11 protein-coding genes and 2 pseudogenes are annotated in these 13,920 nt (G+C 61.7%); 7 read left to right on the forward strand and 6 right to left on the reverse strand.

Features of this window, described 5'->3' with window-relative positions:
- Nucleotides 1-461: 461 nt before the first annotated feature.
- The 6 genes and pseudogenes from IHE30_RS04400 to IHE30_RS04425 all read right to left on the reverse strand — a co-directional run.
- A pseudogene (locus IHE30_RS04400) lies at nt 462-839 on the reverse strand (IS66 family transposase); the annotation flags it as partial.
- A 211-nt stretch (nt 840-1,050) separates the two neighbouring features.
- Entirely contained in the window at nt 1,051-3,765 is a 2,715-nt protein-coding gene (gene acnA, locus IHE30_RS04405) for an aconitate hydratase AcnA (RefSeq protein WP_337689209.1), read from the reverse strand.
- Nucleotides 3,766-3,799: 34 nt separating this feature from the next.
- Nucleotides 3,800-4,535, reverse strand: a pseudogene (locus IHE30_RS04410) (MmgE/PrpD family protein); the annotation flags it as partial.
- Nucleotides 4,536-4,612: 77 nt separating this feature from the next.
- Entirely contained in the window at nt 4,613-5,197 is a 585-nt protein-coding gene (locus IHE30_RS04415; protein WP_337689210.1) for a hypothetical protein, read from the reverse strand.
- A gap of 66 nt (nt 5,198-5,263) precedes the next feature.
- Nucleotides 5,264-6,340, reverse strand: coding sequence for an HpcH/HpaI aldolase/citrate lyase family protein (locus tag IHE30_RS04420; protein ID WP_337689212.1), 1,077 nt, complete (start codon nt 6,338-6,340; stop codon nt 5,264-5,266).
- Nucleotides 6,341-6,365: 25 nt separating this feature from the next.
- Nucleotides 6,366-7,349: a malate dehydrogenase gene (locus IHE30_RS04425; protein ID WP_337689213.1), complete on the reverse strand. Its 984-nt coding sequence runs from the start codon at nt 7,347-7,349 to the stop codon at nt 6,366-6,368.
- Between the two features lie 399 nt (nt 7,350-7,748).
- Here IHE30_RS04425 and IHE30_RS04430 point away from each other — a divergent pair, with 399 nt between their 5' ends.
- From IHE30_RS04430 to gltA, 7 genes are all read left to right on the forward strand, one after another.
- Complete coding sequence (locus IHE30_RS04430; RefSeq protein ID WP_337689215.1) at nt 7,749-8,537, forward strand: GntR family transcriptional regulator; 789 nt, start codon at nt 7,749-7,751, stop codon at nt 8,535-8,537.
- 203 nt (nt 8,538-8,740) lie between these two features.
- Complete coding sequence (gene sdhC / locus IHE30_RS04435; protein ID WP_337689216.1) at nt 8,741-9,151, forward strand: succinate dehydrogenase, cytochrome b556 subunit; 411 nt, start codon at nt 8,741-8,743, stop codon at nt 9,149-9,151.
- Nucleotides 9,152-9,520 carry a succinate dehydrogenase, hydrophobic membrane anchor protein gene (gene sdhD, locus IHE30_RS04440; protein ID WP_337689217.1) on the forward strand — a complete coding sequence of 123 codons (369 nt, stop codon included), beginning with the start codon at nt 9,152-9,154 and terminating at the stop codon, nt 9,518-9,520.
- 4 nt (nt 9,521-9,524) lie between these two features.
- Nucleotides 9,525-11,300, forward strand: a complete 1,776-nt coding sequence (gene sdhA, locus IHE30_RS04445) for a succinate dehydrogenase flavoprotein subunit (RefSeq protein ID WP_337689218.1) — start codon at nt 9,525-9,527, stop codon at nt 11,298-11,300.
- Between the two features lie 30 nt (nt 11,301-11,330).
- The gene (locus IHE30_RS04450) at nt 11,331-12,035 is read left to right on the forward strand and encodes a succinate dehydrogenase iron-sulfur subunit (protein ID WP_337689220.1); all 705 of its coding nucleotides are present in this window, start codon (nt 11,331-11,333) and stop codon (nt 12,033-12,035) included.
- Nucleotides 12,036-12,042: 7 nt separating this feature from the next.
- A complete protein-coding gene (locus IHE30_RS04455) occupies nt 12,043-12,312 on the forward strand; it encodes an FAD assembly factor SdhE (RefSeq protein ID WP_337689222.1) in 270 nt (89 codons plus the stop codon).
- A 51-nt stretch (nt 12,313-12,363) separates the two neighbouring features.
- The gene (gene gltA / locus IHE30_RS04460) at nt 12,364-13,665 is read left to right on the forward strand and encodes a citrate synthase (RefSeq protein WP_337689223.1); all 1,302 of its coding nucleotides are present in this window, start codon (nt 12,364-12,366) and stop codon (nt 13,663-13,665) included.
- The last annotated feature ends 255 nt before the right edge of the window (nt 13,666-13,920 follow it).

The following is a 13,920-nucleotide window of genomic DNA, read 5'->3' on the forward strand; positions in this document are numbered from 1 at the left end:
TAGCCGCTTGGACGCGATGATCGATCTGCGGCACTCGCATGAGAGTTAGATGCCAGTGACCTGAAGAACGCGCTGACATCGCCGATGAAGTGCGCCATCGAACTGAACGAGGTGGAGAAACGAACTTTGCGAGAGCTTGCGCTGCGGCATCCGTATGAAGACTTCCGGGTCAGAGGGCAAGGCTTGTTGCTGCTCGATGCAGGTCAACGGATACACGAGATCGCGACCCAATTGAATGTGCAAGACTGTGTACAACTGGACGAACGCTTGGCACGAGAAAGGGCTGTGCGGTTTGCTCAACGGTCATAAGGACGGGCGCCCCATTCGCTCGGCGAAGACAGGGTTGCCACGACTGTTGCGTGCGCGCAGACGCAGTCCATGACACTCAAACAGCTTGCCCAATGCATCGAGTTGCTCATGGGGCGCTGTTGCCCCGTCGGCTTAAAACATCGGCACCCGCAGAGGTAGTTGCGCCGGCCGATAGCCACGCCGCGCAGGGCGCGTTCAGCGGGCAGGCTATCGATCTCAAGTCGTCCGTCATCGCAGTAGCGCTTCAGCGTCTCCTAGCGGTTGAGCGCATAGAGAATTGCGCGGCTTGTATCCGGTTTATGCGAGAGCGTGGCAAGCATCTCGCTTAGCCAAGTATGAAGCTGATCGAGCAAAGGCTTAGCGTGCAACTGGCGATAGGCGCAACGCTCGTCGGCAGGCTTGCCGCGGATGGCTTCTTCGACTTTATAGAGCGCACCGATTCGCTCGAGTGCCTCAGTATTGAAGGCATTCGGCCGTGCAATGTGGAGCTTGTAGAGCTGTCGTCTCGCACGAGCCCAACAAGCTGCTTTGAGCCCACGAGGGGCGCGGGTAGTACAGGTGCGTCACCATCTCGAGTCCTCGTTGGGCGGGTGCCGGTTTCTTGAGCATGACCTTCATTAAACGACAAAGCCCTGGACTAGGCCAGGGCTTTGTCAGCAGTCTGAGCCCGATGCAGGACGCCGGGCTCTCAATTGCCGCACCGTCAGCCGTTGCACGGTGCGGCACCAGCAGCAGCTCGCATCAGGCGGCGAGCAATTGGCGCAGCACAAACGGCAGGATCCCGCCGTGCTTATAGTAGTCCACTTCGATCGGCGTATCGATGCGCAGCAGCACCGGCACCTTCTTCACGCCGTTCTTGCCGTGGATAACCAGTGTGACTTCCTGTTGTGGTTTGAAGTCGTCCGTCAGACCTTCAATATCGTAGATCTCTTCGCCGGTGATGCCCAGCGACTGCACGCTGTCCTCATTTTCGAACTGCAGCGGCAGCACGCCCATGCCGACCAAGTTCGAACGGTGGATGCGCTCGAAGCTACGCGCGACGACTGCCTTCACGCCGAGCAGGTCGGTGCCCTTGGCCGCCCAGTCGCGCGACGAGCCGGTACCATACTCTTCGCCGGCAAATACGATCGTCGGTGTGCCTTCGGCGATGTACTTCATCGCGGCATCATAGATCGACATCTGTTCACCGCTCGGCTGATGCACGGTCAGGCCGCCCTCGACGCGCGTGCCGTCCGGCTTGGCTGGGATCATCAAGTTTTTGATCCGCACGTTCGCAAACGTGCCGCGCATCATCACGTCGTGATTGCCGCGCCGCGAACCGTAGCTGTTGAAGTCGGCCTTTTGCACGCCGTTTTCTTTCAGCCAGCGGCCTGCCGGTGAATCTTCCTTGATCGAGCCAGCGGGGCTGATGTGGTCGGTCGTCACCGAGTCGCCGAAGATGCCCAGCGCGCGGGCGTTCGCGATCGGCATGATCGACTTGGCTGGCTGCATCGAGAAGTCAGTGCCGAAGAACGGCGGCTCAGCGATGTAAGTTGACTTCGGCCAGTTGTATACCTGCCCTTGGGTGCCCTCGATCCTGCTCCACAGATCGCCCTGCTTCGTCAGCTGCGAATAGTTCTCTTTGAATTTCTTCGCATCGAGCGCGTACTTGAGCAGCTTGTTGACTTCATCGCTCGACGGCCAGATGTCGCCCAGGTAGACGTCACGTCCGCCCTTGCCCTGGCCGACCGGCTCGGTCATCAGGTCGCGCGTGATCGTGCCGGCGATGGCGTACGCGACGACCAGCGGCGGCGACGCGAGGAAGTTCGCACGGATGTTCGGGTGGATCCGCGCCTCGAAGTTACGGTTGCCCGACAGCACCGCGGCGGCGACTACATCGTTTTTCACGATCGCGTCGTTGAGCGATGGCGTCAGATCACCCGCATTGCCGATGCATGTTGTGCACCCGTAGGCGGCGACTGTGAAGCCAAGCTTTTCCAGGTACGGCAGCAGGCCGGTGGCGTTCAGGTATTCGGTGACGATCCGCGATCCCGGCGCGAGGGACGTCTTGATGTGCGGTGCGACGCTCAAGCCGGCGTCGACGGCCTTCTTCGCGAGCAAACCCGCGGCGATCAGCACGCTCGGGTTCGACGTGTTTGTGCACGACGTGATCGCCGCGATCAGCACGTCGCCATGCTTCAGCTCAATGCCATCAGCAGTCTTGTAGACCTTGCCCAGGTCCTGCGCTTTTTTCGCAAAGCCGTTTTGCGCGACCGGCAGCGAGAATAGGTCGGCGAACGTGCTCTTCACGTTGCCGATCTCGATACGGTCTTGCGGGCGCTTTGGGCCGGCGAGCGACGGCGCGACTGTGGCCAGGTCCAGCGTCAGCGTCTTCGTGTAGTCGATCTGTCCGGCGCGCGGAATGCCATATAGCTGCTGCGCCTTGAAGTAGTTCTCGAATGCGGCGATCTCTTCCTTCGTGCGGCCGGTGCCCTTGAAATACTCGATCGTCTTGTCGTCAATGGGAAAAAAGCCCATCGTCGCGCCATATTCCGGCGCCATGTTGCCAATCGTCGCGCGGTCCGGCAGTGTCAGCGATGCCGTGCCTTCGCCAAAGAACTCGACGAACTTGCCAACGACCTTTTCCTTGCGCAGCATCTCGGTGATTGTCAGCACCAGGTCCGTCGCCGTCACGCCTTCGCGCAGCTTACCCTTAAGCTCGACGCCGACCACGTCCGGTGTCAGAAAGTACACCGGCTGGCCGAGCATGCCGGCCTCAGCCTCAATGCCGCCCACGCCCCAGCCGACTACGCCGATGCCGTTGATCATCGTCGTGTGGCTGTCGGTTCCCACCAGCGTGTCAGGGTAGTACACAGTGTCGCCATCCACGCTCTTCTTATGTACGCCGCGAGCCAAGTACTCCAGATTCACCTGGTGCACGATGCCCACGCCCGGCGGCACGACCTTGAACGTATCGAACGCCTGCATTCCCCACTTCATGAACTGATAGCGCTCTTTATTGCGATCGAACTCCAGTTTCATGTTCAGATCCAGCGCATCCTTTTGCCGGAAATAGTCGATTTGTACTGAGTGGTCAACGACCAGGTCGACTGGCACCAGCGGCTCGATTAGCTTCGGATTTTTGCCGGCACGCTGTGCGACACCACGCATCGCGGCGATATCGGCCAGCAGCGGCACGCCGGTGAAGTCCTGCAACACGACACGCGATACGACGAACGGGATCTCGTTTGTGCGAGCGGCATTGGGCTGCCACTTCGCCAACTGCTCGACGTGCTCTTCGGTGATCTTCTTGCCGTCATAGTTGCGCAGTACGGATTCGAGCACGATACGGATCGACACAGGCAGGCGGTCGATCTGGATGCCGAGTGCCTTGCCGAGCTGGGGCAGCGAATAGTATTTGCCGTTGCCTGAGCCGCTGTCAAATGCCTTGAGCGTTTTGTGGAGATTGTGGGCCATGGTGTTTCCCTTGGGTTGATACGCGTGGGTTCAGTCAAATCACGTACAAATCGACATACTCGTTGACGGGCATCGCCTCAAGGCGGGCCGGATCCAGCGAGACATCGACAATGGCGTTGCGCTGCTTGTCGGCGAAGCGACGCGCAAGCTTCGCGCGGAACTTGCTGATTAGCAACGGGATGCCGTCGGCGCGGCGGCGCGGGTGCCCGATCGGTTACTTGACCACCACCTCGTCGAATTGCGTGCCGTTGTCCATTTCGACGATTAGCACGCTCGGGTAGCCCATTTCGCCGGTGCGTGCAATCAGCGCCAGACGCACCGCGCGGGATGTCGCGTCGCCGGCTGCTCATGACTTGCGCGAGCCGGTATTGGGCGCGTGCCGATAGGTGCGCAGTGGATGGCCGTCGACGAATCAGTGGATGGCTATCGACGAATGTCAGCGTCAGCGCATGGATCCACTCGTCACGGGTCAGTCCGAGCCATTGCCCGACTACGGCCGTGGAGGCCACCTTGACCATCGCGACGAGCACGTCCTTTATTGTCAGCGGCGCGCGGCCGGCGGCTAGCGCACAGCGCGAGAGCCAGTCGCCGGTGGCCAGGATGCCACTAAGGTTGTTCGACGGACGCCCCCATTCGGCGGCGCGCCACGTATCGTGGAAGTCCAGCCAGCGGATCATCGCGCCGAGGTTGAATGCCGCTTGCACCGGATCGGACACGAACGAGGTACTTGGCACCCGCGCATCGCACGGCACAATCGTGCCGTGCACCAGCACGGAATCCGGTTCAGGTCGCACGTTCGAGATCGTCGGGGACATGGCGGGGGCCCTGGTGTACTGCCCAGCGTCGTTCAGTTACCTTGTAGCAGGCCCGGGCGTTGCTTGAGCGCCTCGGTCTGGATCGGCGCCGGCGCGCCGGCGATCATTTCGGATGTCTTGCATTCGTCGGCCAGTCGAGCGCTGTTCTTGTCAGAGAACAGCATCGCCTTAGTCGGGATCACGATCAGATCCAGTCCCGTCGCCGCGTCGTGGAAGCGATCGGCGCCGGTGGTTGTCTGCTCGCGCGGTAGCTTGTAATTCTTGCCTGCCCAATGCACGGTGACAATCTGGTCGCGCTTCATGTCGCCACTCAGGAAAAACGCGTTGTTGTCTGCGCAGCGCCATTGTGTTGCGCCTTCCGGCACCGAGTCGGCTATCGTTTTCGCGGCGGCTTTCTTGGCGGTGCGCTTCTTGGATAGTCGATGGCTCGGCTCAGGTTTCTTTGCTCTGGATTTTGTGCCGGATTGGGCGCCAGATCTTGTGCTGGATTGGGCGCCAGATTGGGCGGACGCGGAACGGGCGCCGGTTGCGGCGGCCGTGGTGGCGCACGCGTCGGCAGTCATGAATAGCGGGGCACAGAGCACGCCGATGGCGGTGACGATAGCGAGTGTCTTCATCTGTATCAATACCTTGAAAATGGGCGTCGACCGGGCGCGCGGGCGGCGCACGCCGTGGGGCGGACGCTATTCTCGCCTATTCAACAATGGGACCGACATTGGGGTTGTCGTTGCGGTGCGATTCGCCGCGGTGGCGCCTGACTCGGTGTTTCCAGCAGGCGTGAACCAAGCGGCGACCTCGCGCGCAAGTGGCCGACCGGCCGCCTGCGCACGGTGCAGTACGCACCAGTAATAGCGGTAGCTCGCTCGGTCGTGCAGCGTGTCGCGGTGGCGAATGGGCCCCCATTGCGCCTGCTGCGCGGCAAGCAAAATGTCGGTGGCTAGCGCCAATTCGTCGTCGCGCGGAGCGAAGGCGGCGACGATCGGCTCGATCTGTGCCGGATGGATGCTCCACATCCGCGTGTAGCCGAATTCGTCGCGGGCTCGCGCGGCATCGTGCGCGACGCGTTGCGCGTCGCGCACGTCGGTCGTCACGTTATGCGACGGCACCTTGCCGTGCGCATGGCAGGCCGCGGCGATCTCGAGCTTGGCGCGGCGCACCAGCGGATGGTCGAATTGCCCCGGCGAGCGCATCGCGGCGTCAGCAATCGCGCCGTGATGCGCGGAGACGAAATCCATCAGGCCGAACGACAGCGATTGCACGGCTGGCAGCGCGGCCAGCGAAAATACCGAGTCGAGCGCGGCATGCGTCTCGATGAGCAAATGAACCGGGATGGGGGCGTGCAAACCGGCCTCGCGGCGTACCGCGTCGATGAAGGCGCATTGCTCGGCCGCCTCGTGCAGCCCACGCACCTTCGGCAACATGATGTACGCGGGCGAGTGCCGTGGCGCATGCAGCACGATGCGCACGTCGTCGCGCCAATGTGGATGATCGTACGCGTGGATGCGCACGCCGACGCGGCCAAAGCGGTTGGCCTCGCCGTGCAATAGCGACGCGACCAGCGCCGCGTGCTCGGCCTCGCGCCCGACCTGTGCGCCGTCCTCGCAATCGAGCGTGATGTCGAACACCGGCCCAAGCCGCTGCTGCAACTCGAGCGACTTGCGCATCAGCTTCTCGCTGCCCGCGTAGTGATCGCACGCGGGCAGCAGGGCAGGCGGCGCTTCGCCGTCGAACAGAACATCGGCAGGCGTCAAAGCGTGCATTGTCGGCGTGAAGCGCGTGCCGGGCTTAGCCGAGCAGATGCTGCACGCCGTCACGCTCCTCGAGCAGCTCGTTGAGCGTGGCGTCCATCTTCTCGCGCGAGAAGGCATCGATCTCTAGACCCTCGACACGCTTGTACTCGCCGTTCTCGGTGATCACCGGCACGCCATAGATGATGTCTTCCGGGATGCCGTACGAACCGTCTGACGGCACGCCCATCGTGACCCATTTGCCGTTGGAGCCAAGCACCCAGTCGTGCACATGATCGATTGCCGCATTGGCCGCGGACGCGGCTGACGACAGCCCGCGGGCCTCGATGATCGCCGCGCCGCGCTTGGCCACCGTCGGGATGAACACGTTGCGGTTCCATTCGTCGTCGTTGATCAGCTGGGTCAGTGACTGGCCCTGGGCCGTCGCGAAGCGAAAATCCGGGTACATCGTCGGCGAGTGGTTGCCCCATACCGCGAGTTGCTCGATCGAGGCGACCGGCTTGCCGGCCTTGGCGGCCAGCTGCGACAGCGCGCGGTTGTGGTCCAGGCGCAGCATCGAGGTGAAGTTCTTCTTGGGCAGGTCCGGCGCCGACTTCATCGCGATATAGGCGTTGGTGTTGGCCGGGTTGCCGACCACGAGCACCTTCACGTCGCGGCTGGCGACCTCGTTGAGCGCGCGGCCCTGCACCGTGAAGATCTCGGCGTTGGCCGACAACAGGTCCTTGCGCTCCATGCCCTTGGCACGGGGGCGGGCGCCGACCAGCAGCGCAACGTCGGCATCTTTGAATGCCACTTTCGGATCATCCGTGACGACCACGCCGGACAGCAGCGGGAAAGCGCAGTCCTCAAGCTCCATCACCACGCCCTTGACGGCGGCTTGCGCCTGCGGCAGGTCGAGCAGTTGCAGGATGACGGGTTGGTCCTTGCCGAGTAGATCGCCATTGGCGATGCGAAATAGCAGCGAGTAACCAATTTGACCTGCGGCGCCGGTGACGGCAACGCGCTGAGCGGGCTTAGCCATTGATAAATCTCCAGGACGAGACGTTGAACGCAACAAAGAACGCCATTTTAAGCGCGCCGCGTGGCGCTTTGCAGCATGCTCGGGCTGACATTCGTCGCGCGTCGGTGAAGCGCGGTCTCGTTTGGCCGCATGGGCGAGTCACCTGAGGGGAAGCGGTGCTCACGCACGCGGCTAAACGGGGCGTGCCGGTAAATTTCGGTCGTTCCGCATTGGGTGGCGTATCGCGCTAGATCGACGCCCGATACGCCACGCAGCAAGGCAACGCCGCGAAGCATTGCATAGCAACGCAGTTTAGGAGCCGAAGGGGGTAAAGTCAACCATATCTTATGTCTTATATAAGACAGATGAATACGGCGAAAAAGATGGACGGTGCGGCGACCTTCATGATGAAATAGCGCCATGAATTCAACCCACGCGAGCCCGGGCAGCACGACAGACGGCACCGAGCGCGGCCCGGCCGCGGGTGTGCCGTCGCCCACGTTCAGCCCGCTTTATCAACAGATCAAGGCGCTGATCACGCAAAGCCTAGAGTCGGGCGAGTGGAAGCCAGGCGAGATTATCCCGAGTGAGGTGGAGCTGGCCGCGCGCTACAAGGTTAGCCAGGGCACCGTGCGCAAGGCAATCGACGAGTTGGCCGCCGGCAACCTGCTGGTGCGTCGCCAGGGGAAGGGCACGTTCGTGGCGACCCACAATGAGGACCGCGTGCAGTTCCGGTTCCTGCGGCTGCTGCCCGACCAAGGCGAGCTGCAGCCGCACGAAAGCCGCCTGTTGGAGGTACGTCGCTTGCGTGCACCGGCGGAGATCGCACGGCAACTGGAACTTAAGCCCGCGGACTCGGTGGTGCTGGTCAAGCGCGTGCTCGAGTTCGAGGCCAAGCCGACGGTGCTCGACGAGATCTGGTTGCCCGGTGCGATGTTTCGCGGGCTCACGCTGGAGCGGCTGTCCGAGTACAAGGGGCCGCTGTATGCGATGTTCGAGACGGAGTTCGGCACGCGGATGATCCGCGCGTCCGAGAAGATCCGCGCGGTGGCCGCCGACGCGGCAGTGGCCACGCTGCTCGGCGTCGCGCCCGGCTATCCGCTGCTGTCGGTTGAGCGCGTCTCGTACACGTACGGTGACCGGCCGGTCGAGGTGCGGCGGGGCTGGTACGTGACGGCCGGGTACCATTATCAGAACGATTTGAGCTGACAGAAAAAGACCATTGCACCGATGCGCGGCCGCCCAGTCTGGCGCACGCCGCGTACGTGGTGCAACGCCTACTGTTGCGCATCTGGCAAAGCAATCTTGCCACGCTGGCGCCCGGCAGTACACCGGCGCAGCATTGTTGCAATGCATCGCGAAAAGAAAAGGCGTTAAAATTATAGGTTAGTGTCTCAACTTGGGGTCTAGCAATGGCTGAAGCCGTAAAAAAACCAAGACCGGAGTACCGGAACATCAGTATCGGCCAGATACTGAGATACCGGCTACCGCTCGCGGGCCGTGTATCCATCTTGCATCGTGTCAGCGGTGCGCTGCTGTTCCTGCTGCTGCCTTTCTCGCTGTACCTGCTTGAGCAGAGCCTCACTTCGGAGCTCAGCTTTGCGTCCCTGAAAGCCTTCTTTTCTTTTCCCCTGGTCAAGCTGATCGTGCTCGTGCTGTCGTGGGCGTACTTGTTCCACTTCTGTGCTGGACTGCGTCACTTGCTGCTGGACACGCACCGTGCGGTCACGAAGCAGGGCGGCAAGCAAACGTCGATCGTTGTATTCGTGGTGTCGTCGGTGCTCACGATTGCCGTCGCGCTCAAACTGTTCGGAGTCTTTTAAATGGCAGCGAATCACCGCATTGGTTCGAAGCGCTTGGTCGTCGGCGCTCACTATGGGCTGCGCGACTGGATTGCGCAGCGCGCGACCGCCATGATCATGGCGATCTACACGGTCATCTTGCTCGTCTGGTTCTTCTCGGCTGGCAACTTCTCGTATGACGGCTGGGCGGCGATCTTTTCGATCCAATGGATGAAGCTCGCGACGTTCGTCACGCTGCTCGCGCTTTTCTATCACGCCTGGGTCGGCGTGCGCGACATCTGGATGGACTACGTGAAGCCGGTCGGCGTGCGGCTCGTGCTGCAGGTGCTGACGATTGTCTGGCTCGTTGCGTGCACGGGCTACGCCGCACAGATTCTCTGGAGAGTTTAAAAGCATGGTTGCAATCAAGAATTCGCTGCCGCGTCGCAAATTCGACGTGGTGATCGTCGGCGCGGGTGGCTCCGGGATGCGCGCGTCGCTGCAACTGGCGAAGGCTGGCCTGTCGGTGGCCGTGCTCTCCAAGGTATTCCCGACCCGCTCGCACACGGTGGCCGCACAAGGCGGCATCGGCGCATCGCTCGGTAACATGAGCGAGGACAACTGGCACTACCACTTCTATGACACGATCAAAGGCTCGGACTGGCTCGGCGACCAGGACGCGATCGAGTTCATGTGCCGCGAGGCGACGAACGCGGTCTACGAGCTTGAGCACTTTGGCATGCCGTTCGACCGCAATCCGGACGGCACGATCTATCAGCGCCCCTTTGGCGGCCATACCGCGAACTATGGCGAGAAGCCGGTGCAGCGCGCTTGCGCGGCCGCGGACCGCACCGGTCACGCACTGCTGCATACGTTGTACCAGCAGAATGTAAAGGCCAAGACGCACTTCTTCGTCGAATGGATGGCGTTAGACCTAATCCGCGATGCCGAAGGCGATGTGCTCGGCGTGACTGCGCTCGAGATGGAAACCGGTGACGTCTACATTCTTGAGGGCAAGTGCACGCTGTTCGCGACCGGCGGGGCCGGGCGCATCTTCAATGCATCGACGAACGCGTTCATCAATACTGGCGACGGCCTTGGGATGGCTGCGCGCGCGGGCATCGCGCTGCAGGACATGGAATTTTGGCAGTTCCACCCGACCGGCGTCGCGGGCGCCGGCGTGCTGATCACCGAAGGGGTGCGCGGCGAGGGCGGCATCCTGCGCAACGCGAACGGTGAGCGCTTCATGGAGCGCTACGCGCCGACGCTGAAGGACCTGGCGCCCCGCGATTTTGTGTCGCGCTCGATGGATCAGGAAATCAAGGAAGGGCGCGGCTGTGGTCCGAACAAGGACTACGTGCTGCTGGACCTGTCGCATATCGGCGCGGAAACGATCATGAAGCGCCTGCCGTCGATTCGCGAGATCGCGCTGAAGTTCGCGAACGTCGATGCGATCAAGGAGCCGATTCCGGTGGTGCCGACGATCCATTACCAGATGGGCGGCATCCCAACGAATCTCCATGGCCAGGTCGTCGGCACGCCGAAGGGCCACAAGGAGCCAGTCAATGGTTTCTATGCGGTCGGCGAATGCTCGTGCGTATCGGTCCACGGCGCGAACCGGCTCGGCACGAACTCGTTGCTGGATCTCGTGGTGTTCGGCCGCGCGGCCGGCAATCACATCATCAAGCACGTGAAGGATGTGAAGGAGCACAAGCCGCTGCCGGCCGATGCGGCCGATTTTGCGTTGTCGCGGCTGGCCAAGCTCGATGCGTCCACGTCGGGCGAGTACACGCAGGCGGTGGCGGCGGACATCCGCAAGACGATGCAGGCGCATGCAGGTGTGTTCCGCACGTCCAAGCTGCTTGCCGAAGGTGTCGAGAAGATCCGCGAAGTGTGCGCGCGCGCTGGCGACGTGCATCTGAAGGACAAGTCGAAAGTGTTCAATACTGCGCGCGTCGAGGCCCTCGAGCTGGCCAACCTGACCGAAGTCGCCCGTGCGACGATGGTGTCAGCTGAGGCGCGCAAGGAAAGCCGCGGCGCGCACGCGCAGAGCGACTACGAGCACCGCGACGATGAAAACTGGCTGCGCCATACGCTGTGGTTCAGCGAAGGCGACCGTCTGGACTACAAGCCGGTCCACATGAAGCCGTTGACGGTCGACTCGGTCCCCCCGAAGCCGCGGACCTTTTGAGCGACGCGCAGCAAGTCAAAGGAAACGAACATGGCAAAACGTATTTTTGAAATCTACCGCTACGATCCGGACAAGGACGCCGCGCCGCGCATGCAGACGTACGAGGTCGAGCTTGACTCGCATGACCGAATGTTGCTCGACGCGCTGGTCAAGCTCAAGTCAGTCGACGAGACGATCTCGTTTCGCCGCTCGTGCCGCGAAGGCGTGTGCGGTTCGGATGCGATGAACATCAACGGTAAGAACGGGCTGGCGTGCCTGACGAACCTGAACGAGTTGCCGCAGAAGATCGTGCTGCGTCCGTTGCCGGGGCTGCCGGTGGTGCGCGACCTGATTTGCGACTTCACGCAGTTCTTCAACCAGTATCACTCGATCAAGCCGTACCTGATCAACGACACACCACCGCCGGAGAAGGAGCGGTTGCAGTCGCCCGAGGAGCGTGACGAACTTGACGGCCTGTACGAATGCATCTTGTGCGCGAGCTGCTCGACATCTTGCCCTAGCTTTTGGTGGAACCCGGACAAGTTCGTCGGCCCGGCGGGCTTGCTGCAAGCGTACCGATTCATCGCTGACAGCCGCGACCAGGCAACCGGCGAGCGGCTAGACAACTTGGAAGACCCGTATCGTCTGTTCCGTTGCCACACGATCATGAACTGCGTCGACGTGTGCCCGAAGGGGCTCAATCCGACGAAGGCGATCGGCAAGATCAAGGAACTAATGGTACGCCGGGCGGTTTGAGGTTGACGTGTCCTCCTCTCATCAGTCCGACCCCACTCGTCGCGCGCGGCTGCGCTGGCGCGCGCGACGCGGCCTGCTGGAAAACGATCTGATTTTTGAGCGTTTTTTCAGCCAATATGAACATGAACTCAGCGACGCGGACGTTGGCGCGCTCACGCAACTGCTGGAGCTGTCCGACAACGAGCTGATGGACTTGTTGCTTTCGCGCAGCGAACCCGGTGCATCACTGGCGACACCCGACGTGGCGCGCGTGCTGGGTTGGCTGCGCACGGTGTGATTCGCGCGTCATATCGCAAATTGTTTCCTATACCCCGATTGAGGATGTGCCATGACTCCGTCAGACGTTAAAGCCACGCTATCGTTCAGCGACAATTCGCCGAGTGTCGAACTGCCGATCTACAAGGGCACCATGGGCCCCGATGCGATCGACATCCGCAAGCTGTACGGCCAGACCGGCAAATTCACGTATGACCCGGGGTTCATGTCCACCGCGTCGTGCAACTCCTCAATCACCTACATCGATGGCGACAAGGGCGAGTTGCTGTACCGCGGCTACCCGATCGACGAGCTGGCGCAGAACGCGGACTTCCTCGAGACTTGTTATGCCCTGCTCAAGGGTGACCTGCCGAACAAGCAGCAGAAGAAGGAATTTGTTGACACCGTGGCCAAGCATACGATGGTCCACGAGCAGATGCAGTTCTTCTTCCGAGGCTTTCGCCGCGATGCGCATCCGATGGCTATCCTGACGGCGGCGGTCGGTGCGCTGTCGGCGTTCTACCATGATTCGCTGAGCATCAACGATCCGCGTCATCGCGATGTATCGGCGATCCGGATGATTGCCAAGCTGCCCACGCTCGTCGCGATGGCCTACAAGTACAGCATCGGCCAGCCGTTTGTCTATCCGCGTAACGACCTGTCGTACAGCGCGAACTTCATGCGCATGATGTTCGCGAACCCGTGCGAGGAATATAAGGTCAACGACGTGCTGGTGCGCGCGCTCGACCGTATCTTGATCCTGCATGCGGACCACGAGCAAAACGCATCGACGTCAACCGTACGGCTGGCCGGTTCGTCTGGCGCGAATCCGTTTGCGTGTATCGCCGCGGGTATCGCGTGCCTGTGGGGACCGGCGCATGGTGGGGCCAACGAGGCGGCGCTGAACATGCTCGAGGAGATCGGCTCGCCGGACAAAATTCCCGAGTTTATCAAGCAGGTCAAGGACAAAAACTCCGGCGTTAAGCTGATGGGATTTGGCCACCGCGTGTACAAGAACTACGATCCGCGCGCGAAGTTGATGCGCGAGACGTGCCACGAAGTGCTCAACGAGCTTGGCTTGCACGACGATCCGCTGTTCAAGTTGGCGATGGAGCTGGAGAAAATCGCGCTCGAGGACGAGTACTTTGTCTCGCGTAAACTGTATCCGAACGTAGACTTCTATTCCGGCATTGTGCAGCGCGCGCTCGGTATTCCGACGTCGATGTTCACCTGTATTTTCGCGATGGCCCGCACGGTAGGCTGGATCGCGCAGTGGAGCGAGATGATTTCGGAGCCGGAGCAAAAAATCGGTCGTCCGCGTCAATTGTTCACTGGCCATACGCCGCGCGAGGCCAAACCGATCGACAAACGGTAAGAGCGGACCTGCGCGTTGGTTGCGGCCGTCAGCGTCCGGCGGCATGCGGCGCGCCGCCGGCAGTCTGTATGAGCCGGTAGGCTGTGTGAAGCGACAGACTGTGTGAAGCGGCAGTTTGTGTGAACTAGCGGTCTGCGTGAACCGAGCGTCAATGTCGATTAGGCCGAGGACAGAGCGGGCCAGAGGTGCCGGACAGGCGTCTCTGGCCCGTATGCTTTTCCCGCGCCGAGCGCCGCGACCGCCGGCGACGCGTCG

It is taken from the genome of Mycetohabitans sp. B46 (assembly GCF_037389205.1).
Classification (GTDB): Bacteria; Pseudomonadota; Gammaproteobacteria; order Burkholderiales; family Burkholderiaceae; genus Mycetohabitans.

Bases quoted from the DNA above. Each gene is read 5' to 3' on its own strand.
- gltA (WP_337689223.1), top strand. From the start codon at position 12,364: ATGACTCCGTCAGACGTTAAAGCCACGCTATCGTTCAGCGACAATTCG.
- IHE30_RS04425 (WP_337689213.1), bottom strand. From the start codon at position 7,349: ATGGCTAAGCCCGCTCAGCGCGTTGCCGTCACCGGCGCCGCAGGTCAA.
- IHE30_RS04450 (WP_337689220.1), top strand. From the start codon at position 11,331: ATGGCAAAACGTATTTTTGAAATCTACCGCTACGATCCGGACAAGGAC.
- IHE30_RS04430 (WP_337689215.1), top strand. From the start codon at position 7,749: ATGAATTCAACCCACGCGAGCCCGGGCAGCACGACAGACGGCACCGAG.
- acnA (WP_337689209.1), bottom strand. From the start codon at position 3,765: ATGGCCCACAATCTCCACAAAACGCTCAAGGCATTTGACAGCGGCTCA.
- IHE30_RS04420 (WP_337689212.1), bottom strand. From the start codon at position 6,340: ATGCACGCTTTGACGCCTGCCGATGTTCTGTTCGACGGCGAAGCGCCG.
- sdhA (WP_337689218.1), top strand. From the start codon at position 9,525: ATGGTTGCAATCAAGAATTCGCTGCCGCGTCGCAAATTCGACGTGGTG.
- sdhD (WP_337689217.1), top strand. From the start codon at position 9,152: ATGGCAGCGAATCACCGCATTGGTTCGAAGCGCTTGGTCGTCGGCGCT.
- IHE30_RS04415 (WP_337689210.1), bottom strand. From the start codon at position 5,197: ATGAAGACACTCGCTATCGTCACCGCCATCGGCGTGCTCTGTGCCCCG.
- sdhC (WP_337689216.1), top strand. From the start codon at position 8,741: ATGGCTGAAGCCGTAAAAAAACCAAGACCGGAGTACCGGAACATCAGT.